The 25,691-nt window shown below is 67.4% G+C and carries 24 protein-coding genes; 16 read left to right on the top strand and 8 right to left on the bottom strand.

What is annotated here, in order from left to right; translation table 11 throughout:
• Window positions 1–106 precede the first annotated feature (106 nt).
• Genes ACIGJD_RS16770 through ACIGJD_RS16760 form a run of 3 tightly spaced genes read left to right on the top strand, consistent with a single transcriptional unit; the run spans window position 107 to window position 3,089 of the window.
• Complete coding sequence (locus ACIGJD_RS16770; protein ID WP_483687152.1) at window positions 107–1,576, top strand: hypothetical protein; 1,470 nt, start codon at window positions 107–109, stop codon at window positions 1,574–1,576.
• A 44-nt stretch (window positions 1,577–1,620) separates the two neighbouring features.
• Window positions 1,621–2,415 (top strand): endonuclease III, encoded by a 795-nt coding sequence (gene nth / locus ACIGJD_RS16765; RefSeq protein WP_483689526.1) that lies wholly within the window; start codon window positions 1,621–1,623, stop codon window positions 2,413–2,415.
• Window positions 2,412–3,089 carry an NUDIX hydrolase gene (locus ACIGJD_RS16760; RefSeq protein WP_483687151.1) on the top strand — a complete coding sequence of 226 codons (678 nt, stop codon included), beginning with the start codon at window positions 2,412–2,414 and terminating at the stop codon, window positions 3,087–3,089. The genes nth and ACIGJD_RS16760 overlap by 4 nt, the downstream gene beginning before the upstream one ends.
• Window positions 3,090–3,092: 3 nt before the next feature.
• Here ACIGJD_RS16760 and ACIGJD_RS16755 read toward each other — a convergent pair whose 3' ends face one another.
• Window positions 3,093–3,281 (bottom strand): YegP family protein, encoded by a 189-nt coding sequence (locus ACIGJD_RS16755; protein WP_142132665.1) that lies wholly within the window; start codon window positions 3,279–3,281, stop codon window positions 3,093–3,095.
• Window positions 3,282–3,441: 160 nt separating this feature from the next.
• Window positions 3,442–5,178, bottom strand: a complete 1,737-nt coding sequence (locus ACIGJD_RS16750; RefSeq protein WP_483687150.1) for a bifunctional 3'-5' exonuclease/DNA polymerase — start codon at window positions 5,176–5,178, stop codon at window positions 3,442–3,444.
• Window positions 5,179–5,509: 331 nt separating this feature from the next.
• Here ACIGJD_RS16750 and ssd point away from each other — a divergent pair, with 331 nt between their 5' ends.
• From ssd to ACIGJD_RS16715, 7 genes are all read left to right on the top strand, one after another.
• Window positions 5,510–6,589 (top strand): septum site-determining protein Ssd, encoded by a 1,080-nt coding sequence (gene ssd, locus ACIGJD_RS16745; RefSeq protein WP_483687149.1) that lies wholly within the window; start codon window positions 5,510–5,512, stop codon window positions 6,587–6,589.
• 32 nt (window positions 6,590–6,621) lie between these two features.
• Window positions 6,622–7,890: a TadA family conjugal transfer-associated ATPase gene (locus ACIGJD_RS16740; protein WP_483687148.1), complete on the top strand. Its 1,269-nt coding sequence runs from the start codon at window positions 6,622–6,624 to the stop codon at window positions 7,888–7,890.
• Window positions 7,887–8,687: a type II secretion system F family protein gene (locus tag ACIGJD_RS16735; RefSeq protein ID WP_483687147.1), complete on the top strand. Its 801-nt coding sequence runs from the start codon at window positions 7,887–7,889 to the stop codon at window positions 8,685–8,687. Before ACIGJD_RS16740 ends, ACIGJD_RS16735 begins: the two co-directional genes overlap by 4 nt.
• The gene (locus ACIGJD_RS16730) at window positions 8,684–9,283 is read left to right on the top strand and encodes a type II secretion system F family protein (RefSeq protein ID WP_483687146.1); all 600 of its coding nucleotides are present in this window, start codon (window positions 8,684–8,686) and stop codon (window positions 9,281–9,283) included. The genes ACIGJD_RS16735 and ACIGJD_RS16730 overlap by 4 nt, the downstream gene beginning before the upstream one ends.
• Before the next feature lie 513 nt (window positions 9,284–9,796).
• A complete protein-coding gene (locus ACIGJD_RS16725; protein ID WP_483689525.1) occupies window positions 9,797–10,075 on the top strand; it encodes a DUF4244 domain-containing protein in 279 nt (92 codons plus the stop codon).
• Between the two features lie 254 nt (window positions 10,076–10,329).
• Complete coding sequence (locus tag ACIGJD_RS16720) at window positions 10,330–10,689, top strand: TadE family type IV pilus minor pilin (protein ID WP_483687145.1); 360 nt, start codon at window positions 10,330–10,332, stop codon at window positions 10,687–10,689.
• The gene (locus ACIGJD_RS16715; RefSeq protein WP_483687144.1) at window positions 10,686–11,072 is read left to right on the top strand and encodes an Rv3654c family TadE-like protein; all 387 of its coding nucleotides are present in this window, start codon (window positions 10,686–10,688) and stop codon (window positions 11,070–11,072) included. Before ACIGJD_RS16720 ends, ACIGJD_RS16715 begins: the two co-directional genes overlap by 4 nt.
• 20 nt (window positions 11,073–11,092) lie before the next feature.
• Here ACIGJD_RS16715 and ACIGJD_RS16710 read toward each other — a convergent pair whose 3' ends face one another.
• Entirely contained in the window at window positions 11,093–13,468 is a 2,376-nt protein-coding gene (locus ACIGJD_RS16710) for a DEAD/DEAH box helicase (protein ID WP_483687143.1), read from the bottom strand.
• 71 nt (window positions 13,469–13,539) lie between these two features.
• Entirely contained in the window at window positions 13,540–14,232 is a 693-nt protein-coding gene (locus ACIGJD_RS16705; RefSeq protein ID WP_483687142.1) for a GNAT family N-acetyltransferase, read from the bottom strand.
• A gap of 133 nt (window positions 14,233–14,365) precedes the next feature.
• On the opposite strand from ACIGJD_RS16705, the gene trhO reads away from it, so the two are divergent.
• Entirely contained in the window at window positions 14,366–15,262 is an 897-nt protein-coding gene (trhO, locus tag ACIGJD_RS16700) for an oxygen-dependent tRNA uridine(34) hydroxylase TrhO (RefSeq protein ID WP_483687141.1), read from the top strand.
• Window positions 15,263–15,287: 25 nt separating this feature from the next.
• Here the strand turns inward: trhO and ACIGJD_RS16695 are convergent, their stop codons facing one another.
• Window positions 15,288–15,848, bottom strand: a complete 561-nt coding sequence (locus ACIGJD_RS16695; RefSeq protein ID WP_483687140.1) for a hypothetical protein — start codon at window positions 15,846–15,848, stop codon at window positions 15,288–15,290.
• A 50-nt stretch (window positions 15,849–15,898) separates the two neighbouring features.
• Window positions 15,899–16,372: a hypothetical protein gene (locus ACIGJD_RS16690; protein ID WP_483687139.1), complete on the bottom strand. Its 474-nt coding sequence runs from the start codon at window positions 16,370–16,372 to the stop codon at window positions 15,899–15,901.
• A gap of 43 nt (window positions 16,373–16,415) precedes the next feature.
• On the opposite strand from ACIGJD_RS16690, the gene ACIGJD_RS16685 reads away from it, so the two are divergent.
• From ACIGJD_RS16685 to proC, 5 genes are all read left to right on the top strand, one after another.
• Window positions 16,416–18,071, top strand: a complete 1,656-nt coding sequence (locus tag ACIGJD_RS16685) for a DUF7059 domain-containing protein (protein WP_483687138.1) — start codon at window positions 16,416–16,418, stop codon at window positions 18,069–18,071.
• Window positions 18,072–18,200: 129 nt separating this feature from the next.
• Window positions 18,201–20,927 carry a type I DNA topoisomerase gene (gene topA / locus ACIGJD_RS16680; protein WP_483687137.1) on the top strand — a complete coding sequence of 909 codons (2,727 nt, stop codon included), beginning with the start codon at window positions 18,201–18,203 and terminating at the stop codon, window positions 20,925–20,927.
• Between the two features lie 52 nt (window positions 20,928–20,979).
• Complete coding sequence (locus ACIGJD_RS16675) at window positions 20,980–21,399, top strand: SseB family protein (protein WP_483687136.1); 420 nt, start codon at window positions 20,980–20,982, stop codon at window positions 21,397–21,399.
• A 7-nt stretch (window positions 21,400–21,406) separates the two neighbouring features.
• A complete protein-coding gene (locus ACIGJD_RS16670; protein ID WP_483687135.1) occupies window positions 21,407–22,396 on the top strand; it encodes a Ppx/GppA phosphatase family protein in 990 nt (329 codons plus the stop codon).
• A 255-nt stretch (window positions 22,397–22,651) separates the two neighbouring features.
• Entirely contained in the window at window positions 22,652–23,485 is an 834-nt protein-coding gene (gene proC, locus ACIGJD_RS16665) for a pyrroline-5-carboxylate reductase (RefSeq protein WP_483687134.1), read from the top strand.
• Here the strand turns inward: proC and ACIGJD_RS16660 are convergent.
• Both ACIGJD_RS16660 and ACIGJD_RS16655 read right to left on the bottom strand, forming a co-directional pair.
• A complete protein-coding gene (locus ACIGJD_RS16660) occupies window positions 23,482–24,168 on the bottom strand; it encodes a potassium channel family protein (RefSeq protein ID WP_056328631.1) in 687 nt (228 codons plus the stop codon). The two genes, proC and ACIGJD_RS16660, sit on opposite strands and share 4 nt — an antisense overlap.
• Window positions 24,161–25,594 (bottom strand): TrkH family potassium uptake protein, encoded by a 1,434-nt coding sequence (locus ACIGJD_RS16655; protein WP_483687133.1) that lies wholly within the window; start codon window positions 25,592–25,594, stop codon window positions 24,161–24,163. The genes ACIGJD_RS16660 and ACIGJD_RS16655 overlap by 8 nt, the downstream gene beginning before the upstream one ends.
• Window positions 25,595–25,691: the final 97 nt, after the last annotated feature.

The raw sequence follows: 25,691 nt of genomic DNA, 5'->3' as shown, positions 1-25,691 counted from the left end.
TCCGGCAAGGTGCTGATGGCGCTGCGCCGGGGCGGGAACGCATGTCAAGACGGCACTGTTTTCGGGTCCCCAGAGGACCCGGTGCCGCCACGCTAAGGAGAGCAGAATGAACCAGCAGAGCTTCGGCCAGCGAACGGGCCCGGACACCGGGGCGGGGCCAGGAGGCTCCGGAACCTCGGCCGGGAGACCGGGGCAGCCAGCTGCCGTCGCCGGCGCCAAGGGACAGTCTGCAGGACAAAAGGCCGGCGCCGGAAAGCTTGATCCGAACGCCAACCAGGCGGTGCTCGGCCCGTTCACCGTGCGCGATCTCGCCGTCTTTGCAGGCACGCTCATCCTGTTTGTTGCGTCCCTGCTGCCCCTCTTCGGCACGCGGTACAACCTGTGGAACCTGAACAATCTGTTCTTCCTGGGATTGGGCATCATCCTGCCGCTGATCACCAGTGCCCTCTTCGCTGCCCGCCGCCTGGCCCCTGCCACCAAAATCCGGGTGGGTTCGCTCTCGATTGACCAGTTCGCGTCCGTGGTGGCCTCCTTCGGGGTTGCCTTCTTCTTCCTGTCGGTCGCGGGTGGCTACGTGACCAGCCTGCTGGTGGGCCTGATCGGTTCGCTGGTCCTCTTCGCCGCCACGGTGCTGGGCCGCTTCCTGCCCTACCTCGCCGGCGACTTCAAGGACCGGCCAGAGGCACCGGCACACCTGGTGGCACGCGAAGCCGCGGTCCCGGTGCGTAAACCGCGCGCCCCCAAAGCACCCAAGCCGGAAGGCGGTCCCAACCAGTCCAAGGGCGGCCCCAAGGGTGCCGGCATCTTCGGCGGTGCGGGTGCAGGCTCCTCCGCTGTCCAGCCCGGGTCCTCTGTGCAGCCCGGGTCTTCCGTCCAGCCGGGGTCCTCCAGCCCAGAGCCTGTCCGGTCAAATCACATGCCGGCCACCGCTGCGGTCCCTGTGGCCACCGCAGGAGGAGCCGCCGCTGCCGGAGCCGGCGCGAGCAGTGCCGCCCCAGCTTCCACTCCTGCTTCCGGTGCCACAGCTTCCGGCCCGGCAGCTGCCGGCGCCGTGCCAACCGGAGCCGCACCCGCCGGCGCTGCAGGCCCTGGTCCTGCAGGTATGGGCGGGTCCACGCCCGTATCCACCGCCCCCGAAGTTTCCGACCGGACCCCTGAAGTGGATGCCGGCCCGCCCACCCAGGCAGCCGACGTCGTCCGTCCTGCCTCTACGCCGGCTGCAGAGGAGACCCAGCACGGGGAGGTCCCCGCCGCGCATGCACCACAGGCAGCCTGGGAACCGCCGGCCGCCACGGCCGTCCACCAGCAGGTCCGCTCCGAGCAGCCCATCGGGGCCACGGTGGACCCGGCCAGCCGCCATGACGAAACAGACGGGCAGCCCATCCACGAGGCCTTCTGGTTCGCCGTCGCCCAGCACCGCACGGCCTTCGATCCCCGGACCGGCGCCCCCGCCTTCGTGATCGAACCCGGAGGCTGGGTCCTTGCGCTTGAGGACCGCGGCCACGAGTTCCTGGTCCAGCACACGGACGGGCGGCTGGGCGTCCTGCGCGACCTCAGCAACATCGAGCGCGGCTGACGCCGGTGGCCGGGGTGCGCACCAAAGCGGGCCAGGCCGCCGGAATGCCGGTGGTCTCGTCCGAATCCGTCCTGGTGCTGAAACGGCGGGCGCGCCGCATCCACCGGGCGTTGGCCGAGAAATACCCCTACGCGCATGCGGAGCTGGATTTCCGTAACCCTTTCGAACTGCTCGTGGCCACCGTCCTGTCCGCCCAGACCACCGATGTGACGGTCAACCAGGTCACCAAGGTCCTGTTCACGCGCTACCCCAACGCGCGTTCGCTGGCCGAGGCGGACCCAACGGACCTTGAAGCCATCCTCAAACCCACCGGGTTCTTCCGCGCAAAGGCAAGGAACGTCCTTGCCCTGTGTACCCGCCTGGTGGACGACTTTGACGGCGAGGTCCCGGGCCGGATGGAGGACCTGGTCACGCTGCCGGGGGTGGGGCGGAAGACGGCCAACGTGGTGCTCGCCAACGCATTTGGCGTTCCGGGGATCTCCGTTGACACGCACTTCGCCCGCCTGGCCAAGCGGTTTGGGTGGACCCAGTCCGAGGACCCAGTGCAGATTGAACAGGACGTGGCCCAACTGTTCGAGCGCAAGGATTGGACCATGCTGTCCCATCGGGTCATCTTCCATGGCCGCCGCGTGTGCCACGCCCGTAAGCCCGCCTGCGGTGCCTGCCCCGTTGCCAACTGGTGCCCCAGTTACGGGCTGGGCGAGACTGATCCCGACAAAGCGGCCAAGCTCCTGAAATATGAACTTGCACCCGGCAGCGAGGCACTGCTGGAGCAGTACCTCGCAGAGCAGCACCGGGCCGCCGAGATCCGGATGGCGTCGCAGACGAGGACCCCGTGAGCGCACGCGAAGACCTGGCCGAGCTGATCAGAAGGGCGGAAACCGGAACGGCCGGGCCGCCCGATCCCCGCTGGGCCGCACTCACGGTGGACGCCGCACGTGCCCGCAGGGCCGCTGTCCTGATGCTTTTCGGCGTCCTTGACGACGTCCCGGCCGAGTCCGGCAAGCCGCTGGCGCCGGCCGACCTCGACGTTTTGCTCCTGGAGCGCGCCCACACACTGGGATCACATCCGGGGCAGGTTGCGTTCCCCGGCGGCGGCATCGACAGGGGAGAAACCCCGGTAGCAGCGGCGCTCCGCGAAGCCGAGGAGGAGACCGGACTGGACTCGGGCGGGGTTGAGGTCATGGGCACGCTCCAGGACCTGGGCCTGGCCCACAGCAACTTCCTGGTGACGCCTGTGCTCGGATGGTGGCATGCCCCCTCGCCGGTCCGGGTGGTGGACTACGCCGAATCCGCGCAGGTTTTCCGCATCCCGGTCCGCGACCTCCTGGATCCGGACAACCGGGTGATGGCCACCGTGCACCGGGCAGGCCGCACCTTTGACAGTCCTGCCTTCACCGTAAACGGCGTGGTGGTGTGGGGCTTCACCGGGATTGTCTTGAGCGGACTCTTCGACCAGCTCGGCTGGTCGGTTCCCTGGGACCGGAACCGGCTGCATCCCATGGGGGTCTGATTTTCAGGCCTGCTGGCGCAAGTCCACCACGATTCCGGTGGCGGCGTTCTCGCGCATGGCATTGATACCGTCACGGAGCAGGCTGAGGGACCTGAAGGTTGGCGACACCGCAACCACATTCCCTTCGGCGTCGGTGAGCCGCAACCGGTACGACTCGTCGCCTGCACGGTGGATTTCAAATCTTCCCGCCATGGACGGGGACCTCCCTGGTATGCGTCATTGCATCAGCGTGCGGACCGATCTGCTTCAGTCGCCGCTACGACTGTAACGTCCATCACCGGACCCGCATAGCTACCGCCGGGTAGATTACCTTGCGTCTCGAACTTAGGCGCTGACGGCCTTTGCGCGGCGGTTATTTCGCCAGGTCATAGGAGTCAACAACGGCGAGGCTGACCGGAAACTCGACGGGGACAGGACCGAACAACAGCTCCTTCGCAGCCCTGGCCGATTCCTCGATCGCCCTGATGCAGGCGTCCACGCCGTCCGCAGGCGCATGCACCATCACCTCATCGTGCAGGAAGAAGACCAGCTCAGCCCGGACCATCCCGCCACCGCCGCCCGTGCCCGCCGTCCGCAAGGTGCGCAGCCGCCGTCGTAATTCCGCCAGCCAGCACGCCGCCCAATCCGCTGCCGACCCCTGGACCACGAAGTTCCTGGTGAAGCGGCCCCGGCTCCGGGCGATGGACTCCGCCCGGCGCTGCTCCTCCGCCGTTGCTGAGCGCTGGCTCAGGAACCACCGTTCCGACGGCGGCGGGCTGCTGCGGCCCAGGCGCGTGGTCACCGTCCCGCCGGCCTCGCCCGCCCTTGCTGCCTTCTCCACGAAATCCACGGCGCGCGGATAGGTGCGCGCCAGCTGCGGCATCAGCCGGCCTGCTTCACCGGAGGTGGCCCCGTACATGGCGCCCAGCAACGCTACTTTTGCTTTGGCCCGGTCGCCGCCGAAACCCTTGGCGGCGATGCCGGCATAGAGGTCCTGGTCGCGTGCGGCCTCCGCCATGATGGCATCCTGGGCAAGGGCCACCAGGACGCGCGGTTCCAGCTGCGATGCGTCCGCAACGATCAGCTTGTGGCCTGGATCGGCGTGCACGGCGCCGCGGACCTGGCGCGGGATCTGCAGCGCGCCGCCGCCCCGGGAGGCCCAACGCCCCGACACCACGCCGCCCACTACATACTCGGGACGGAAGCGGCCGCCGTCCACCCAGGCGTCCAGCCAGGACCACCCGTTGGCCGTGTGCAGGCGGGAAAGCTTCTTGTACTCCAGCAGCGGCTCGATGGCCGGATGGCCGTACTCCCTGAGCTCCCACTTTCGCGTGCTTTTCACTTCGATCCCGTTGCGGTGGAGGGCCCGCATCAGGTCCTGCGGAGAATCCGGGTTGAGCCCGGGCGCCCGGAGCAGGGAACGCAGTTCCGCCGCCAGCGCTTCAAGTTTTTGCGGCCGCTGCCCGGCCGGCGGGCGAGGGCCGAGATGGCTGACCAGGATCTGCTCGTGCAGGTCCTCCCGCCAGGGAACGCCCGCATGCTGCATCTCGGCAGCCACCATGGCGGCAGCAGACTCGGCCGCAAGCAGCAGCTGAAGGCGCTTCCGGCGGCTGTCCTCCGTGCCCACCTCCGCCAGCGCGGCCTGCTGGGCAGCGTATTCGGCCCGGAGATCTTCAATGGCAACGCCCGGCGGCGGTCCGGGCGCGGGATCATCGAACAGCGCACCTTGGTCTGCGGGGGGACGGAGCGGCAGCAGCGTCTTCGGCGGAAGCACGGGATCCTCCACCGGGGTTCGGTCGGTGGTCCTGGCGTACTCCGTGTGGGCGCTGAACTGGGAAAAGGCCAGGATATTGCCGCAGAGAGTGATGTCATAGCAGCGCTCCACCTCCACGCCGGACGCGAGCAATTGCGGGTACCAGTCCTGGGTCCGGTGCCAGATCCAACGGGGCGGCAGGCCGCCGGGGCGGCTGGCTTCGAGTTCGCGGACGACGGCGGCAAGGTCGCCGAGTGCCACCACTTGCGGTTCGGGGTTGGCCGGCTGGGCCTGGCCGGCCTGGGTCAGTTCCTGGAGGGCCGCGCCGCGGGGGTGGGCGGCGAGCAGCAGGTACATGCTCCCATTGTGCCCTGTCCGTGGAGCGCCCGGAGCCGGATTGTCCACATAGGGGATGGGCTCCCTTACCTCTGCTTTGCGGCGGGGGCAGAGTGGCCCCATGAGCAGGCATCAGCTGAACGCAACGCCATCCGGGCACGAACAGGCGAGAGGCTCCTCCTGGCGGCAGACGGACGCGGCCCCGGCGTCGCCGCGGAGTTCCTTGCCTCCCGGGGACCCAATGTCCTTCGGGACCGGGGAGTCAGGTGCCGCGTGGCTGCCGGACGACGGGGGTCTACCTGGCGCCGGTGCACACGCTTCAGGTCCATACAGTTCATCGCCCGCTGCTTCGGTGCCGGATCCATCAGTGTCCGCGGGGCGGGGCGAGGTACTGCTGGTTACCTCCTCCGGTGTCCTCCGCGCCGAAGTGGAACGCATTGTGGCAGCCGCCGGCGGCCACTTGCGCGTCGTCGCGGACGCGGTGGAGGGCGGGCGCTACTGGGACTCGGCAGCAGCCGTCCTGGTGGGAAGTGACATCAGGGAACTGCCGCACCGCCGGAGCACGCCTGCGGTCATGGTGGGCCTTGACGGCGAGGGGGACAGCCTTTGGCATCTCGCGGCTGCCCTGGGTGCCGAACGTGTTGCCGTGCTGCCCGATGCCGCCGCCTGGCTGGCGGACCACCTCAGCCGGTCGCGCTCGCCGGGTCCGGGTGGGCTGGTCCTTGGCGTCATCGGTGGCTGCGGCGGCGCCGGGGCCACTACCGCTGCCATCTGGATAGCGCAGGCCGCAGCAGGGCTGGGCGCCAGGGTCCTGCTGGTGGACGGAGACCCGTGGGGAGGAGGCCTGGAACTGGCCCTCGCCGCGGAGGAAAATCCCGGACTGCGGTGGCCGGACCTCGCCGAGGCCAGGGGAAGCATTGATCCCCTGCAGTTCACTGACTCCCTGCCGGTTGCCGGAGGCTTTTCCTTCCTGTCCTGGCCCGCCACGCGCGAACAACTCCTCCCGGTCGCTGGGGCTGCCGCAGCCGGCGTGCTCGATGCTGCGCGGCGGGGTTACGAACTGGTTGTTGTTGATGTGGGACGCGGCGCAGGGCCGCTCCACACGGTGGCCTGGGACTGCGACCGGATCTTGTTGGTGGTGCCGGCGCAGCTAAAGGCAGCGGTGGCGGCAGTGCGCCTGCTGCACGAACTTCCGCCGGTGGAGGCAGGCCTGCTGGTGCGGGGGCGGCCCGGCGCGGCGCTCGACACTTCCCTGATCGCTGACGCTGTGGGGCTGCCAGTGCAGGGCCGTATCCCTGAATTGCGTGCTGTGGCCGGGGCGATGGAATCCGGCCGCCTCCTGGACCTGGGGAAGCGGCGGAAGATAAGGCATTTCGGTGGAAACGTGCTCGATTGGCTCGGAGAGGATCTGCAGGCGGGGGACATGGCGTGAGGCGGGCAGCAGGTACTCCACTGAATCCGGCGATGGAAATGCTCAGGACGCCGGGGTCTGGAGGCCTGGGGGAACGGCGCAGCGCCCGCATACTGGCGGCGAACCAGGCCGGGCGCCCTGGGCGCAGCAGGGATACCGTCGGCCCCGGCAGGCCCGTGGACTCCGGGCTGCTGGAATCGGTCCGCGAGTCGATGATGGCCGAGGCCGGAGCCGTGACGCCCTCCCGTGTGGCGGCAGCCGTCCAGGCCACGGGCAAATTGTTGGGTACCGCCGGATCGCTCGCCGCCGTGGAGCGGATCAGTGCCGAGCTCAATGGGCTGGGGCCGCTGCAGGAGCTGACGCGGGACCCTGACGTCACCGACATTTTCGTCAACGCGCCCGACTCCGTCTGGGTGGACCGGGGACGGGGCATCGAAAGAGTTGCCGTCCTGTTCGACGGTGAGGCACAGCTTCGGGCACTGGCCTGCAGGCTCGTGGCGGCAGGCGGGCGCCGCCTGGACGACGGTTCACCCTGTGTCGATGTCAGGCTTGCCGGCGGCTACCGTGTCCATGCCGTGTTGCCGCCGGTATCCACGTCCGGGACGCTGCTGAGCGTCCGGATCCGGCGGGAACGTGTCTTCAGCATGGCGGAGCTTGGCGCTGGCGGCATGTTCGGTCCTGGGGTCCAGACGCTGCTGGAGAGGGTTGTTGCCCAAAGGTTGAGCTTCCTGATCAGTGGTGCCACGGGCTCCGGCAAGACCACGCTGCTGTCCACCCTGCTGGGCCTCTGTTCCCCGGAAGAGCGCTTGGTCCTGATCGAGGACGCATCGGAGCTGAATCCCGTCCACCCCCACGTCGTCGCCCTCGAGTCACGCCACGGAAACCTCGAGGGAGGCGGCGCGGTGGACTTGGGGGAACTCGTTCGGCAGGCGCTGCGGATGCGCCCGGACAGGCTGGTGGTGGGTGAATGCAGGGGCGCTGAAGTACGTGAACTCCTCACCGCGATGAACACCGGACACAGCGGGGGCGGAGGCACCATCCACGCGAACACGGCAGCAGCCGTACCGGCCAGGCTCAACGCCCTCGGAGCGCTCGCAGGGCTCGGTCCCGAGGCTGTGCGGCTCCAGGCGGCCAGCGCGCTGGATGTGGTCATCCACGTGGGCAGGACGCAACGGGGCAGGGAAGTCCTCTGCATTGGGCTTGTCAGCGACGGCGCCGAAGGACTGACGGTGCTGCCGGCCGTTGGACAATCTGGGACGCCGGGCCCCGCATGGCCCGCGCTGGCAGCCCGGTTGGGAATGGACCCCGAGGGCGCGTTGTGACTCTTCTCTTCAGCGTGGTGCTGTGCGCTGCTGTGCTGTTGCTCCTCAAGCCGCCCCTGGATGCTGCTTCCAGGTTGCGGGCAGCGACCAGGAGGAGTCCGAAATCGCGAACGTTCCGAAAGCGGCGGAGGCTGCCGTGGGGCAGGGCGGCCAGCGGAAACGCCGCAACGACCAGGGGATCCGGCCTGACCCTGGTGGTGCAGCAGCTTGCGGCGCTGCTCAGGGGCGGACGAACACCCGGGCGGCTGTGGGACGAACTCTGGACCGTCTATGGCGTCCCCAATGGGAATGGGCAGCCGATCAGGGAGGCACCCGACTCCGGTCCGACGCTTTCAGAGGGATCAGCTGCCGTACTGGGGTCCGCGCGGGCGGCTGCCGCAACGGGAGCTCCCGTCGCCGAAGCCATCCGGCGCGCACTGCCTACAGCTTTCAAGGCCAGAGACAGGGAGGCCCGGACCTGGTCACAGCTCGCCGCCTGCTTCGACATCGCAGAGGCCAGCGGGTGTCCGCTCGCCGACGTGCTGACGCGCTTTGCGGCCCAGCTCGAAGCGGAGGATGACGCGGACGCGGCGCGGCAGACTGCGCTCGCCGGGCCCAAGGCAACCGTCCGGCTCCTGACCTGGCTCCCATTGATGGGTCTTGGACTGGGTGCCGCCCTGGGTGTGGATCCGCTGGCCACCCTGCTGGGAACACCCCTCGGACTGGCCGCACTGTTGGGCGGAGCAGTGCTCACGGTCGTGGGGCGTGCCTGGTCCGCCCGGCTTGTCTCGGCCGCTGCGGGGCCGGGAACGCCATGACCGCGGTTTTGGGCCCGGGCCTCACGCTTTTCCTGCTGCTCGCGGCGGGCGCCTGGCTCGCCTGTTCCAGCCATGACCGGTCCCGCCAACGGCTTCGCCGCCTGTCGATTCCAGGTCCGGGAGCAAAGCCCACCACTGGTCCGGGAGGCAATCACAGCAGGGGTTTGGACGATACAGCCATGATGCTTGAGCTCGTTGCTGCCATGCTCGATGCCGGGGCCGGGATTGGGCGAGCGCTTGAGCTGGTGGCGGCCTCGGCGGCACTGCAGTACAGGAACTCGCTGCGACCCGTGGTCTCCGCGCTGGCCATCGGTGCCGACTGGGAAACTGCCTGGCGCAGCTCCGCCGTCCGCAGCAGCGGGATCCTGGAGCTCCGGGATGCCCTGGGCTTCGCAGCCCTCACCGGCGCCCCGTCTTCCGCGATCCTTTACGCCCAGGCCGCAAGGCTTCGGCGGGAACAGTTCCGGGCCGCTGAAAAGCGGGCGGCCTCGCTCGGGGTGAAGCTGGTGGTTCCGCTGGGCCTGTGTTCGCTTCCTGCTTTCATCTGCCTGGGGGTTGTTCCGGTGCTGCTGGCCCTGGTGCCGTCAGGCTCCTAGCGGGCCTGTGCAGTCCGTTTCTAGCTGATCGTGCTGTCCGGCTCCGGCGTCCCAGTGCTGTCCCGCGCCCGGCGTCCCTGGTTGCCGGCCTTCTTCTGTCCAGTCGTTCGGAGCCGTCCCTTCCTCCACACGGGGGAGGTTGCCCCGCTTTTCCACTTAGCCAATCCCTTCCCTTACCGGCAACAGCCAGGGCGGGAAGAGTCAAAAGCAGCCGGCAAAGCCACCGGCGAACAACCGAAAGGGAACCACATGTCCACCAACCACCGCCACCGTCAGTACTCCGCCAGCTACTCTTCCGGAACCACCGCGCTCGTCGCATCCGGACTGCGGACGGGCCCGCTGCAGCCTTCCAGGGGAAACGGACGCCCTCGTAACACCAGCGGCGCCCAGTACGTTTCCGCTCCTGTATCGCTCGTGGATGCACCTTCCACGAAGGCATCAGCCATGACGGCTTCAGTCCGGACCACGTCGGTCCCGCTGCCAGGCCACGTCGGGGAACTCTGCCCTGATTCAATGGGGCCTGGATTTGTTGCTCCTTGTTCGGTGGGTGACCGCCCACTTGCGTCCGGTTCAACTCCTCGCCCGCCCATGTCCGGTTCAGGGAGTGCCCCGTCCGGGACGCGGCGTAACGCAAGACTGATGTGTTCCGAGGCCGGCATGGCAACGGCGGAATATGCCATTGCCACCCTGGCCGCGGTTGGGTTTGCCGGGCTGCTCGTGTTTATCCTCCGGAGCGATGAAGTTCGGGGCTTCCTGCTCAACCTCATCCGCACCGCCTTGGCGCTGCCGTGACGCCAGTACCCGCCGTCAGTGTGGTGCAGAGTTTGCTTTACTGCCGGCGACCCCTTCCGACTTCCAGCCGCAGAGTCACCTGCCGCAGCATCGCCTGCAGCCGGGTCGCCGGCGGCTTGGTGTCCGGGTTCCATGTAGCCCGCGCTGGCATCGCCGGCTATAGGGCAGCCAGCGGGCAAGGAAGCAAGCAACGAGGCAGGGGAGCAACGGACAGCGCGGCCAAAGCACTGGGTGCGGTGACGGCGGAGTTTGCCGTGGCACTTCCCGCAGTACTGGCGCTGCTGGCCATGCTGCTTGCCGGTGCCGCCGCCGGCATGACGCAGCTGCGTATCGAAGAGGGAGCCCGGGCCGGTGCCAGGGCCTTGGCACGGGGCGATGACCCGGCAGCGGTGGAACGGACAGTCCGGACGCTTGCCGGTGGGTCGGCGGCGGCTTCCGTGTCTGCCGACGGAGAGTGGCTCAGCATCACCGTGACAGACAGGGTGCCTGGGCCCTTGGGATCTTCCATCCCGTGGACCCTCACCGCCCGTGCCTCAACCCGCAGTGAAACAGCGGGGACCGGAGCTGCGGGTGGTGTCGGCGGTGGCCTGACCGACGGAACCGGGCTCAAATGATGGGGAAAGCCAAGCTGCGCCGCCCTGTGCTTAAAGGGGACGATGGCCGTGAGCGGGGCTCGGGGACGGTCCTGGCTGCAGGGCTGGCGCTTGTGGTCATCACAGCGATGGCGGTCATGCTGCTGCTGGCCCAGTCAGCTGTCCTTGCAAGCCGGGCGGCATCGGCCGCGGACCTGGCTGCACTTGCGGCGGCTGACGCACTTCGAGGCATCAGCAGCGGTGAGCCGTGCACGGTTGCCGCCGACGTGGCAGCCCGCCACGCGGCTACGGTCCTCAGTTGCACTGAGGGGGCCGGGCAAACCATTGAGGTGCGGACTGAGCTTGGCGAGCGCCCGCTGCTGGGCGCGGCCACCGGTCGTGCCCGGGCAGGACCTCCACCATAGACATGGCGGTCTTGCAGGACTCAGCTCCTGGCTTCCTGTTCCACCGGCACGGCTTCCGTGGCGTCCTTGAGCAGGACATCCAGCAGGGTCACCGCGGCAGCCTTGTCCAAGGGGTTGTTCTTGTTGCCGCATTTGGGGGACTGGACGCAGGACGGGCAGCCAGAGTCGCACTCGCAGGCCATAATGGCGTCCCGGGTGGCCGCGAGCCAGACCATGGCCTTGTCGAAGCCACGCTCGGCGAACCCTGCGCCGCCGGGGTGCCCGTCATATACGAAGATGGTGGGCACACCGGTGTCGGCGTGCAGTGCGGTGGAAACCCCGCCGATGTCCCAGCGGTCGCTGGAGGCAACGAGGGGGAGGAGCCCGATCGCCGCGTGTTCGGCGGCGTGCAGGGCGCCGGGAAACTGCGCTTCAATCAGTCCCGCCCCCGTCAGGGAACGGTTGTCCACCACGAACCAGACCGCCTTGGTGAAGAGCTCGCGTGCGCCCAGCTCAAGCGGCTCCTCACCCAGCACCTCGTTGGAAATCAGGGCTTTGCGCTGGAAGGAGACAACTTGCGTGGTGACCTTCACGTCGCCGAAGTGGACGGTCACATCGCCCCATTGCATGGTCCGCACGGTGTCCAGGACCTCGATCTGGGTCACGTCCCGTGCTGTGGTGTAGTAGTCGGGATTTGCCCGGCGCACCATGACGCAGTGGTCATCTTCGTTCAGGTCCTCCACCACGTAGGTATCGCCCTGGTGGACGTACACCGCGCCGGTGTGCGCCTGGTAGTGGGTTTGGGGCGAGTCCATGGTTCCCAGGAGGGAGCCGGTCTCGGCGTCGACGATGCTGACCGGGCCCCCGCCGTCCGCCCGGAGATTGACCATGGCCGCGGCGCTCTGCGAGTGGGTCCAGAACCAGCCCGCGGGCCGGCGGCGGAGGTAGCCCTGTGCCACCAACCGGTCAAGGAGCTTTTCGGCGGTTCCGCCGAAAAGGTCGAGCTCGGCAGGTCCCAGCGGAAGTTCCGCAGCCGCCGCGCACAGGTGCGGGCCGAGCACGTAGGGATTGGACGGGTCAAAGACGGTTGCTTCGACCGACACGTCGAAGATCGCCTCGGGGTGGTTCACCAGGAACGTGTCCAGCGGATCGTCGCTGGCCACAAACGCGGCGATGGCGTCCTGGCCGGCGCGGCCCGCCCTGCCTATCTGTTGGAACAGCGATGCGCGCGTGCCGGGCCAGCCGGCCACCAGGACCGCGTCAAGGCCGGAGATATCGATACCCAGCTCGAGTGCGGATGTGCTGGAAACGCCCAACAACTGCCCCGAACGCAGGGCTTTCTCCACAGCACGCCGTTCCTCCGGCAAGTACCCGGAACGGTAGGCCGCCACCCGCTGGGGAAGGCTGGGGTCCACCTCATCAAGGAGACGTTTGGTGATGGCGGAGATGGTCTCGGCCCCTCGCCGGGACTTGATGAAGGCAATGGTGCGGATCCGGGCTGATACCAGATTGGCCAGCAGGTCCGACGTCTCGGCAACTGCGGTCCGCCGCTCCTTGGCCCCGTTCTCGCCCCGGACCTCGGTCAGCGCCGGTTCCCACAGCGCCACGGTGGTGGCCCCATGGGGCGAACAGTCGCGGGACACCGCCTTCACGGGAGCGCCGATGAGGCGCGAGAAAGAGACATCAGGTTCGGAAGCGGTGGCGGAGGCCGCAATGAAGACGGGCTCCGGGAACGATGTTCCTGCCCCGTAATAGGCGCAGATCCTGCGGAGCCGCCGCATCAGGTTGGCCACATGGGATCCGAAAACGCCGCGGTAGCTGTGGGCCTCGTCCACGATCACATAGCGCAGCCGGCGGAAGAACCCTGCCCACCAGGCGTGGTTGGGAAGAATGCCAAAGTGCAGCATGTCCGGGTTGGCCAGAATAAAGTTGGCGTGGTCCCGGATCCAACGGCGGGCGGCTGGATCAGTATCGCCGTCGTAGGTTTCGGCCCGGACGGTGGGCAGTTTCAGGGCACGGATGGCGTTCAACTGGTCGGCTGCCAGGGCTTTGGTGGGGGAGAGGTAGAGGGTGACGGCGCCGTCGTCGTGGATCTTCCCCGGGTCCGCGAGCACCCGCAACTCGGAGCGGTGGATCGCATCCAGAGCCGGCAGTTGGTACGCCAGCGACTTTCCGGATGCAGTTCCGGTGGCCACCACAACGTGTCCGCCCGAGTGGGCTGCGTTGGCCGCATCAACCTGATGCCGGTATGGCTCCCGGATGCCCAGGGAGCCGTATGCCTCAGCGATGTCCGGATGCAGCCATGCCGGCCACGGTGCGTGGACCGCCTCCCGCGCCGGGATGGTGCGGACATGACGGAGCTGTTCCGGGTCCGGGCCGCGGCCCAGCAAAGGAATCAGGGAGTCATGGGGGTTCACCCCACCATTCTTTCATCCGGCGCCTAGCGCACGGTCAGCGGTTCGCCCACGGAAAAACCGGGCAGGCAGCTTCAGCTCAGGGAGAGGTCCGCGCCCTCGTGGGACGCCGAGAGCATCAGGACCCGTGCAACCGTGGTCCAGCCGAGGTGTGAATAGAGCTTCTGTCCGTCTGCCGAAGCCAGCAGGAGACCGGTCCGCACGTCGTGGCCGAAGGCCTGGGCCGCAAGGGCGCGCATGATGAAGCTGCCCAGGCCCCGGCGCTGGAACGGGGATTCGGTGATGATCTTGTCGAACACTGCGGTATCGCCCACCACGAAGACCCGGCCGCTGGCCGCGACTGCGTCTCCGGAGCGGACTTCGGCATAGTGGACGCCGTCCTGCTCGTAGGTGGACAGGCTCAAGTCATCGTCTGAAAGCCAGGGATCCTCGGCGTCCTGGGTCTCCATGTCCACGATCATCATCGTCTGCGTGTCCGAAGTGACGTTCAGCCCGTGCCGGGCGGCCAGATCCGCATACCGATAGGGATCGTTCGTGAGGACGGTGAGCACGCGGGCCGGGGACTCGGCCGTCCTGGCGGCCAAGGCGGCGAACTCGTCCGCGGTAGGTTCGGACGCGAAGACTTCCCACTCCCCGCTGGTGTCGGCGCGGAGCGCGGAAGGGAAACGGCCCTCCGTGGAGGTCCGGTAGCCGCGACATCCCGCCCAGCCGGCAACCCACACTTCGAGCAGGCCAGTGATGTCTTCAACCAGGGTTTCCGGACTCATGGGATGAACACTATTCCAGCCCGATCGCCAGCAACAGGGGGTGCGGAAGTGCTTATGCAATTGTGATGAGCACAGGCCCCGGGCTATCCGGAGGCAGGCAGGTGCAGGCAGCCCAGCCGGTACCCTTAAATACGTGGCTTTGAACAAGATTGTGCTCTTTTACGGCTTTACCCCCATCGCCGATCCCGATGCGGTGCGGCTTTGGCAGCGCGCCCTGTGCGAGAAGCTGGGACTGACAGGCCGAATCCTCATCTCCAAGGACGGGATCAATGCCACCGTGGGCGGGGAAATCCGCGCCGTTAAGCAGTACGTGAAAACCACCCGCGAATACCCCGGCTTCCGCGGCATCGACGTCAAATGGTCCGACGGGGGTGCGGAGGACTTCCCCCGGCTCAGCGTGAAGGTGCGGGACGAAATCGTCTCCTTCGGCGCTCCCGGAGAGCTCAAGGTGGACGCCAACGGTGTAGTGGGCGGCGGGAAGCACCTCAAGCCCGAGCAGCTGCACGAGCTCGTCGACGCCAGGAAAGAGGCTGGCGAGGACGTGGTCTTCTTCGACGGCCGGAATGCGTTCGAAGCGCAGATTGGCCGGTTCAAGAACGCCGTGGTCCCGGACGTGGCCACCACCCATGACTTCATCAAGGAGCTGGAGTCCGGCAAGTACGACGCCCTTAAGGACAAGCCCGTGGTTACCTACTGCACCGGAGGCATCCGCTGCGAGGTGCTCTCCAGCCTGATGGTGAACCGCGGCTTCAAAGAGGTGTACCAGCTGGACGGCGGCATTGTCCGGTACGGCGAAGCGTTCAAGGACCAGGGGCTCTGGGAAGGCTCGCTCTACGTCTTCGACAAGCGCATGCACCTGGAGTTCAGCGAGGACGCCAAAACCATCGGGGAATGCGCCCGCTGCTCCGCGCCCACCAACAAATTCGAGAACTGCTCCAATCCCAGCTGCCGCACCCTGACGCTGTACTGCGCCGAGTGCGCTGCAAGCCCGGAAACCCTCCGCTGCCCGGACGGCTGCGCTGCGGCGTAGAGTCCAGCAGGCGTAGAGTCCAGGATCAGAGCCGGCGCACGCGGAAGGCGTAGTTGGCAGGAGTCCTGGCCTCCACCCTGACGGTTAGAACGCTGTCCGTGGACAGGTAGATGACGTTTTCGCGGTTGATGCCGCACCGCAGGCCCAGGTCCACCAAGGTGAGGGTTTCCGTGCGCACCGTGAACGTCACCCGGCGCTGGCTCCGGCAGGCAATGGCCAGGATGTAGGTTCCGGTCTCCAGCGCCGGCGACGAAACGTTCCGCACCTCCCCGGCGCCCAGGAGTCCGGCGCCGGACTGAACCACGGGACCGGTGCTGTCCGGCAACGCCCGGGACACCCAGTCGCCCAGCTCGGCGTCGCTGACGGGATCCTGCTGCAGCGGATCGCGGGTGAAGGCCGGGGCAGGAGTGACGGCTGCGGTACCCTGCGCGCTGCCGGCCCGGTCGTCGTACGTATATTCACAGGCCACCAGCGCACCTGCCGCAAGCACGAGCCCAAGGGCGACGGCGGCCGCCGGCTTCGGTGCCAGGGGCGCCCGTGCTGTCCCTCCGGTAAGGGGCGCGGAGTTTCCCCGCACGCTGGGCATAGTCCGACTTTATGCCCGCACCGGGCAGCGGGCCAGAGCCGGAGGAGGTGCTATTGCCCGGGCACCAGCCGGTAGGCGTAGAGCAGCGGTGCGTCCACGCTGGAGGTGCTGATTTCAACCCGTCCGGAGGCGGGCAGGGTGATCCTGGTGGATTCCTGCCTGCCGTTACACGCTGCCCCGGCTTCCGCCACAGCCTTGCCGTCCAGCGACACGGCGAAGAATGCCTTGCCCGTGCCGTCGCACACCGCTGTGAGGGAGTAAGTGCCGGCGGGCACCTTGGCGGCTTCCTGCACAATGCGGTCCCGGTTGAGGATCTTCCCCGAGTCCTGGAGCACAACCCCGGCCGGGGAGGACGGCAGGGCAGTGGCCCGCCACTTGGGAACATCCGCGTTCTCCACGGAAGTCCCCTGTGAACACCCCGTCATGCCAAGGCCCAGCACAGCGGCAACCACTGTCACCCGGAGGGAACGCCGGGCCGCGGCCGCCATGCGGGCGCGCGGAACGGGGGAGAGGTGCAAAGGCATGGCTCCACCGTACCGCGCACCCGCGCCGGACTAAACTTGAGCGGTGCCTAGATCCCCTTATGAGTTCACCGCCGGCAACGTCCCCGACGCTCCCCGCAGCGACCTCCCCGGACTGCTCGCCGCGCTTGCTGCGGACCTCCGCCGCCTGGACTACACGCTCGACGGCGTTGCCCGGCTCCTTGGCCCTACAGCCTCTGCCGCGTTGAACCGGGACCAGCTCATCCCGGCGCTGCTCGCTGCCGAGCAGGCTGTAAAGGAGGACAGCCGCGTGGCGACGCTTGCCGCCGTCGTCCGCCTGTGGCTCCTCGCCGAGCCGCAGGAGCCGGAAACGCTCGACGCCGCGCTGCCGGAGACCGGTGTGGACGGCCTCCTGGAGCTGGGACTCGTCCAGCCGGTGCCCGGCTCGGAGCTGCTCACTGCCAAGGCGGACCTGCGGCCGTACGGGTGGGACAAGAACGACGACGGCAGCGGCGGGGCGGAGCTCTGGGTGGCCAGCGACCTTGCCGCGCACCAGCAGGCGGGCGTGCTGCGTCACGACCACGTCCTGGGGATCGGGCAGGCGTCCACCACCCTGGTGCAGACCACCATCCGCCGGCACACTGAGCGCGCCCTGGACCTGGGCACCGGCTGCGGCATCCAGGCCTTCCATCTTCTGCACCACTGCCAGCACGTCACCGCCACCGACATCTCCGAACGGGCCCTGGCCTACGCACGGTTCAACATCCTGCTCAACGCCGAGGCCCTGTCCGTGGACCCGGAGCGCCTCGAGGGCCGGGTGAGCCTGCGCCTGGGCTCACTTTTGGAGCCCGTAGCGGGCGAGGAGTTCGGGCTGGTGGTCTCCAACCCGCCGTTCGTCATCACCCCGCGCCGTGCAGGCGAGGATGCGGCGGACCAGTTCACCTACCGCGACGGCGGCCTGCCGGGCGACGAGATTGTCGCGTCCCTGGCGGCGGACCTGCCGGGGATCCTGGCGCCCGGTGGCTGGGCCCAGATGCTGGGGAACTGGGAAGTTCCCGCGGGGGCGGGCTGGGATGCCCGGCCAAGGTCCTGGGTCCGGCCGGGAACCGACGCCTGGTTCATCCAGCGCGAGCAGGTCAGCCCGGAACAGTACGCCGAGACTTGGCTGCAGGACGCCTCGGAGTCCCGGGACCGGCAGCATTACCGGGAGGCGTACGCGGCCTACCTCGCGGATTTCGCGTCCAGGAATGTAACCGGGATCGGCTTCGGCATGGTGTGGCTGCGGCGCCCCGCCGACGGTGCGCCGGCCGCCATCAGCCGCTTCGAGGAAATCACCTACCCCATTGAGCAGCCCATCGGTCCCCACCTGGGTGCCGCCGTCGAACGCTGCGACTGGCTGGCGGCGCATGATCTTGGCAACACGCACCTGCTCGTGGCGGACGATGTCACCGAGGAGCGCCACCAGCGTCCCGGCGCGGAACATCCCGGCGTGATCCTGCTGCGGCAGGGTGCGGGGCTGCGCCGGACCAATTTGATGAGCACCGAGCTGGCCGGGTTCGTGTCGGCGTGCGACGGCGACCTTACCGCCGGGCAGATTGCCGGCGCCTTGGAGGCCCTGCTGGGCGGGGATATGGCCGGGGAGGAAGCTTTCGACGGCGGGTCCTTCCAGGGTGCGCTGCTCGCCGACGTTGCCAATCTGGTCCGTGACGGCTTCCTGATCCCGGCCGGGATGACTGCCTGACGGGAGGCCCCCGTAAGCCCGCAATGGAGCCCCGTCTTTTCCACATGAATGCGCACGATTCCCCAAAATATGGTGAACTAGGCGAACATGGGCTCATCTGCCCCAGCAATCTTTTTCTGTAGGAGCACCGTGCCAAGCAAGGCCAAAACCGGCAAGAAACTCGTGATCGTGGAGTCTCCGGCCAAGAGCAAGACCATCGCCAAGTACCTCGGCGAGGGCTTCATCGTGGAGGCCTCCATCGGTCACATCCGGGACCTGCCGCAACCGTCCGAGCTGCCTGCAGAGCTGAAGAAGACCTCGGTGGGCAAGTTCGCCGTCGACATTGACCACGACTTCAAGCCCTACTATGTGGTGTCCCCGGACAAGAAGAAAAAGGTCACTGAGCTTAAGGCCGCACTCAAGGACGCCGACGAACTCTATCTCGCAACAGATGGGGACCGCGAGGGCGAAGCCATCGCGTGGCACCTGCTGGAAGTGCTCAAGCCCAAGGTCCCTGTGTACCGGATGACGTTCGGCGAAATCACCAAGGAAGCCATCCAGCGCGCCATGGGCAACTTGCGCGACGTGGACCAGGACCTGGTGGACGCACAGGAAACCCGCCGCGTCCTGGACCGCCTCTACGGCTACGAAATCTCACCCGTGCTGTGGCGCAAAGTGGCACGCGGCTTGTCCGCCGGCCGCGTGCAGTCCGTGGTCACCCGAATGGTGGTGGACCGCGAACGCGAGCGGATGGCGTTCAAGGCTGCCTCCTACTGGGATTTGACCGGCCAGTTCGGCGCGGAGTCCGGCTCGTTCAAGGCCAAGCTTGCTGCCGTGGACGGTGCCAAGGTGGCCACGGGCCGCGACTTCAACGACAACGGCGAGCTCACCTCCCGGAACGTTGCCCACCTCAACGAGGAACTGGCAACGTCCCTGGCGGCCGGCCTGCAGAACGCGGACTTCCGCGTCCGCTCAGTGGACACCAAGCCGTACACCCGCCGTCCTGCTGCCCCGTTCACCACCTCCACGCTGCAGCAGGAGGCCGGCCGCAAGCTGCGTTTCTCCTCGAAGAGCACCATGCAGATCGCCCAGCGGCTGTATGAAAACGGCTACATCACCTACATGCGTACCGACTCCTCCGCGCTGAGCGACGAGGCGGTCACCGCCGCCCGCCGGCAGGCGTCCGAACTGTACGGTCCGGAATACGTGCCGCAGTCCCCGCGCGTGTACTCCAACAAAGCCGCCAATGCGCAGGAAGCGCACGAGGCCATCCGTCCGGCAGGTGACTCCTTCCGCACGCCGGCCCAGGTGGCGAAGCAGCTGTCCGGGGACGAGTTCCGCCTCTACGAACTCATCTGGAAGCGCACCGTCGCGTCCCAGATGGGCGATGCCAAGGGGTCGACGGCGACCATCCGCCTGGGTGCCGTGTCCGCCGACGGCAGGGACGCAGAGTTCTCCGCCTCGGGCACCGTGATCACGTTCCCCGGCTTCCTGGCCGCCTACGAGGAAGGCAAGGACGAAACCCGCGGCGACGACGACTCCGACGAAGCCCGCCGGCTGCCCAACGTGGCCAAGGACGACTCCCTCACCGCGGCGGACATCCAGGCCGTGGGCCACGAGACCTCCCCGCCGCCGCGCTACACGGAAGCGTCCCTCACCGCGGAACTGGAGAAGAAGGGGATCGGCCGCCCGTCCACGTACGCCTCCACCATCTCCACCATCCAGGACCGGGGCTACGTCCGGAAGCAGGGCTCAGCCTTGGTTCCCAGCTGGATCGCTTTCTCGGTCATCCGGCTGCTGGAGCAGCACTTCTCCGATTACGTGGATTACGAGTTCACCGCCGACATGGAAGGCGACCTGGACAAGATCGCCAACGGCCAGGAAGCCGGCGCCTCCTGGCTGCGGCACTTCTATTTCGGCGAGGACTCCGATCCCGGCCTGTTGAGCATCGTCAACAACCTGGGCGAGATCGACGCCAGGGAAATCAACTCGATCCCCATCACGGACGAAATCACGCTCCGGGTGGGCAAGTTCGGCCCGTACCTGGAAAGCTCGGCCGCCGTAGTGGACCCGAAGACCGGCGAAATCGTTGAATCGGCCCGCGCCAACGTACCGGAGGACCTGGCGCCCGACGAGTTGACCGCTGCCAAGGCCATCGAACTGATGGAGACGGCGGCGCCGGAGGAGCGCGTGCTCGGCGCCGATCCGCACACGGGGCACACAGTGGTGGCAAAGAACGGCCGCTACGGTGCCTACGTCACCGAGATCATCCCCGAGATGACGGACGAGGAACTGGCCAAGCAACCGGTGGAGTACTACAAGAACGGCAAGCCCAAGCCGCCCAAGAAGCCGGTCAAGGCCAAGCCGCGCACGGGCTCGCTGTTCAAGTCCATGACCGTCGAGTCCGTGACCCTGGACGAGGCACTGCAGCTCATGAGCCTGCCCCGTGCGCTGGGAGAGGACGCCGAGGGCAACCTGATCACGGTCCAGAACGGCCGGTTCGGCCCGTACCTGAAGAAGGGAACGGACTCCCGCTCCATTGGCTCCGAAGAGGAAATCTTCACCATCACCTTGGAGCAGGCACTGGAGATCTACTCCCAGCCCAAGCAGCGTGGGGCCCGTGCCGCGGTACCGCCGCTGGCCGAGTTCGGCCCGGATCCCGTGTCGGAAAAGAACATCGTGGTGAAGGAGGGCCGGTTTGGGCCCTACATCACCGACGGCATCACCAACATCACGGTTCCCCGCGCCACCTCCCTCGAGGAACTCACGCGGGAGCAGGCAGTGGAGCTGCTGGCCGAGAAGCGTGCCAAGGGCCCGGTCAAGCGGACCGCCACCCGCAAGGCGCCGGCCAAGAAGAAGGCAACGGCAAAGAAGTAGCATCCTGGCCGGCGCGTTTGCGCCGGCCACCGGATCGTGATCGGCTAGTCGTATGACTGAACAGCAGGGAATCGACGACACCAACCCGCTCAACGACCTCGAAGAGAAGCTCGCCACCGGCGGACAGGCTGACGCCAACCCCGTGGACGTCATCTTGTCGTTCCTCAACAGCGAGGTCTACATCATCAGCTCGGACACGGTGGAAGGCGTGGACTCCCAGGTGGAGCCGCTGGTCCTGGCGAACGCCGACGGCGACCCCGTCCTTGCCGTTTTCTCGCACCCCAGCAGGGTTGACCAGCAGTATCTCGAAGCCGCACCCAATGTGCTGGGCACCCAGGGGGCAGCCATTATCGCCAACCTCGGCGATGAGCTGGGCATGGTGATCAACCCCGGAGCCGCCTACGGCTTTGAAATCAACCCGGAGGGCGTCGCCAACATCCGGCGCGACTTCAAGCGCGCTGACGAGCAATAATGTCCCCATGCGTCTAGGCGTCCTCGACATTGGTTCCAATACTGTCCACCTGCTCCTGGTGGATGCCCACCCCGGCGCGCAGCCGGTCCCGTTCGCGTCGCACAAGCGGCCACTGTCCCTGGTCCAGTACCTCGAACCGGACGGCAGCATCAGCGACGAAGGACAGCATGAGCTGACCGAGTTCGTGCTGGAAGCGTGGGAATTCGCTGCCCGGCACAAGGCCGAGGACCTGCTGGCCTTCTGTACGTCGGCCATCCGAGAGGCCACCAACGGCCCCGCAGTCCTGGCCCGGGTCAAGCACGAAACCACCGTGACCCTGCAGGAGCTCACGGGCAGCGAGGAAGCGTCCATGACGTTCTTCGCCGTCCGGCGCTGGCACGGGTGGGGTGCGGGGCCCATCCTGAACCTGGACATCGGCGGCGGCTCCTTTGAGATGGCCTTCGGCCAGGATGAACTGCCGGAAGTGGCCACTTCCGTGCCGCTGGGCGCAAGCAGGCTCACCAGGGACTGGCTGGCCGGGGACCCGCCGTCGGCCAAAAGCGTCAAGGAACTGCGGCGCTACATCAGGGCCACGCTGAAGCCTGCCGTCCGGGAATTCGACGGCCTGGGCCGGGCAAACGTGGTGGCCGGTACGTCCAAGACCTTCCGTTCCCTGGCCCGGATCGCCGGCGCCGCCCCAAGCGCTGAGGGCCCCTACGTCAAACGCGAACTGCATGCCTCAGACTTGGGCATCTGGACCCAGCGGATCTCGGCCATGAGCTCGGAAGACCGGCTCCACCTTCCCGGCGTCTCAGAGGCACGGGCCCACCAGCTGCTTGCCGGGGCCTTGGTGGCCGAGGCCGCCCTGGAGATGTTCAAGTTCAAGAAGCTGCGCATCTGCCCATGGGCCCTGCGTGAAGGGCTCATCCTGCGGCGCCTGGACCAGCTGGTGTTTTCCGGCCCGCTCCAGCCTGCCCCCCACGTCGCTGCAGCGCAGTCGGTGGACGCTGCCGTCTAGCTTTACTGCTTGCCCATCGCTTCGCAGCGAGAGGGCCAGGCCTGGCGCTTAAAAGCGGAAGCACCGGGGCGGGCAACAGGAAAATGGGGGAAAACCTGTTGCCACGCCGCCGGTGCCCTGGCAGGCATCCCCATGCCTGCCGCATCACTCGCACCCTCAATGAGGTAATAACTACGTTAGGGCCGTAAGTTGTGTGCTGCCTGCGGCGAAGATGGGAGTTGCCTGTGAATGCGTGCGTCCTGCAATGATGGAGGCATGAGCAACCGAATCGCATTCCTTGGCTGTGGATCCATGAACGAAGCCATTCTTGGCGGCCTGCTGAAGGCAGGAACCGATCCGGGGGATGTGGTGGCCACCGTCCGACGCGCTGAGCGTGCCTCGGAACTGGCCGGACGCTACCAGGGGATCACCGCCATCGCGGGCGAGGAAGAGCCGGACAACAACAAGCAGGCCGCCAAGGGATCCGCCGTCGTTATTCTTGGCGTCAAGCCCGTGGGCATCACGGACCTGGCCCGGGAAATCAGCCCTGCCCTGTCGCCGGACACCGTAGTGGTCAGCGTGGCCGCGGCCGTGTCCATCGCCCAGTTGGAGGCCGCACTGCCTGCTGGACAGCCGGTGATCCGGACCATGCCCAACACCCCGGCAAAGCTGGGCCGAGGCGTCGTCTCCGTTTCGCCTGGCACGCACTGCACGCCGGAACAGCTTCAGCAGGTCAAGGACATCCTGAAGGGTGCCGGAACGGTCGTTGAGGTCCCGGAGGAGCAGGTGGATGCGCTCTCGGCCATCAGCGGATCAGGTCCGGCCTACGCCTTCTACCTTGCAGAGGCCATGGCAAACGCAGGCGAGAAGCTGGGCCTGGACCGCGAACTGTCCCTGCTGCTGGCGCGCGAAACGGTGGCCGGGGCAGGCCTCATGCTCGCCGAACCCGGCGCAAACCCCGCAGCGCTGCGCAAGGCGGTCACCAGCCCCAACGGCACCACCGAGCGCGCCATCGCCACGTTCGACGAACAGGGGATCCCCGCCATCATCGCGGCCGGCGCCAAGGCGGCAGCCGACCGGGCGGCGGAGATCACCAAGCAGCTCGGCTAGGGCCGCGCGGCAAACCTCTCCAGCAGGTCCACGTGGCCGGAGACGATAAGCATGTCCCGCGAGGACACCTTGGTCTCCGGCCGCGCATAGGTGAAGTCCTCACCTGGGGACTTCACGCCCACAATGGTCACGCCGTACTTGGAGCGGACCTTTGACTCGTCCAGGGTGAAGCCCACCGTTTCGCGCGGCGGGTACATCTTGACGATGGCGAAGTCGTCGTCGAACTCGATGAAGTCAAGCATGCGCCCGGACACCAGGTGCGCCGCACGCACCCCCGCGTCGGCCTCGGGGTAGATTACATGGTTGGCGCCGATCCGGGTGAGGATCTTGCCGTGCGAGGGCGTGATGGCCTTGACCCAGAGGTGCTCGATACCCAGGTCCACCAGGTTGACGGTGATCAGCACGGAGGACTCGATGGAGGTGCCCACGCCCACGACGGCGGAACTGAACTCCTGGGCGCCGAGCTGGCGGAGCGCATCGATGTTGGTGGCGTCGGCCTCCACCACGTGGGTCAGGAGGGGTGCCCATTTCTGCACCAGGTTCCGGTCCCGCTCGATGGCCAGTACTTCCCGGCCCTGCTTCACCAGCTGCTCTGCGGTGGACGATCCAAAGCGGCCCAACCCGATCACCAGGACTGGCGCGTTGTGGGCGGGGCGCCGGGCGGCGTCTGTGGAACTAGCCAATGATCGGCCTCTCTTCGGGGTAGTGGTACAACTGGCTGCGCTGGCGCAGGGCCAGCGCGGCGGCGAGGGTTACGGTACCCACACGGCCTGCAAACATCAGCACCGTGAGGACGTAGACCCCGGCAGGCGGAACCTCGGCGCTCAGGTTGGTGCTGAGCCCAACCGTGGCGAACGCCGAGATGGTTTCGAACAATACGCGGTCCAGGGACTGGCCGCTGATGTGCAGCAGCAGGAACGCCGACACTGACACCAGGGTGGCGCCGGCAACGATCACGGAGATGGCCACCCGCATGCTGCCCTGTGGGATGGTCCGGCCGTACACCTTGACGTCGGCGTCGCCCCGGGCCTCGGCAATGATGGCCAGGAACATGACGGCGATGGTGGTCACCTTGATGCCGCCCGCCGTCGAAGCGGAACCGCCGCCGGCAAACATCAGGGCGTCGGTCAGCAGCATGGTGGTGGAATCCATGTGGTTTTGGTCTACCAGGTTGAAGCCGCCGGACCGGGTCATCACGGAGGCAAAGAGCGCGTGCGTGACCTTGTCGCCCACGCTCATGGAACCAATGGTCCGGACGTTGTCCCACTCCATCAGCCCCCACAGGAATGCCCCAGCCACCAGGAGGATCAGGGAGACCTGGATGGTGAGCTTGGTGTGGAGGTTCCACTTCTTCCAGTTCAGGCCGTTCTGCTGCAGGACCATCACCACGGGGAATCCCAGGCTGCCCAGGAAGACCCCCACCATGAGGGGGATGAGGATCCACAGGTCCGTCTCATAGGGGACGATGCCGTCCGAGTGGGGCGTGAAACCGGCGTTGTTGAATGACGAGATGGCATAGAAGATGCCGTGCCAAACGGACTGCCAGAACGGCTCGCCCAGCGTGAGGAACCGGGGGACGAGTGCCAAAGCCAGGACCGCTTCGATGACCACGGACGTGGTGATGACGATCCGCAGCAGGGTACCCACCTCGCCCAGCCGGCCGGCGCTGTTCATGGATTCAGCGGCGATGATCTTGCCCCGGACGCCGAGCCGCTTGCTGACCATCAGGGCCAGCAGCGAGGCCAGGGTCAACGTACCCAGGCCGCCGATGAAGATGCCCACCAGAATCACCAGTTGGCCGAAGAAGGACCAGTGGACCGCCGTCGACACCACCGTCAGTCCCGTGACGCACACGGCCGAGACGGCAGTGAACAGCGCCTGGTGGACGGGGGTGGGGGTTCCGTCAGCCGACGAGACCGGCAGGGACAGCAGGAACGTGAACACCGTGCAGACCGCGGCGAACGCGGTCAGGGCCAGCCGTGCGGGAGAGGTGTTGGCAATATCGTCGATGAAGTCGCGCAGCCGCGTGAAGATCCACAGGCCCTCCCGCTCCTGCGCCGGGGGGTGCCAGGTGGCCGGGGTCCGGGGCCTCGACTGGCTCTGCGTCATATATGGCTTTTCCTCGGTTGAAACGGCTTCCTTCAGTAGTAAACCACGCAAGCCCCCTCCATGGCCGGGCGGACGGCAGGCCGGGCTCGGGTAGCCT

It is taken from the genome of Arthrobacter sp. E1SS-5 (assembly GCF_057073715.1).
The sequence above is the reverse complement of the archived record's forward strand: the minus strand, read 5'-3'. Positions and strand labels throughout refer to the sequence as shown.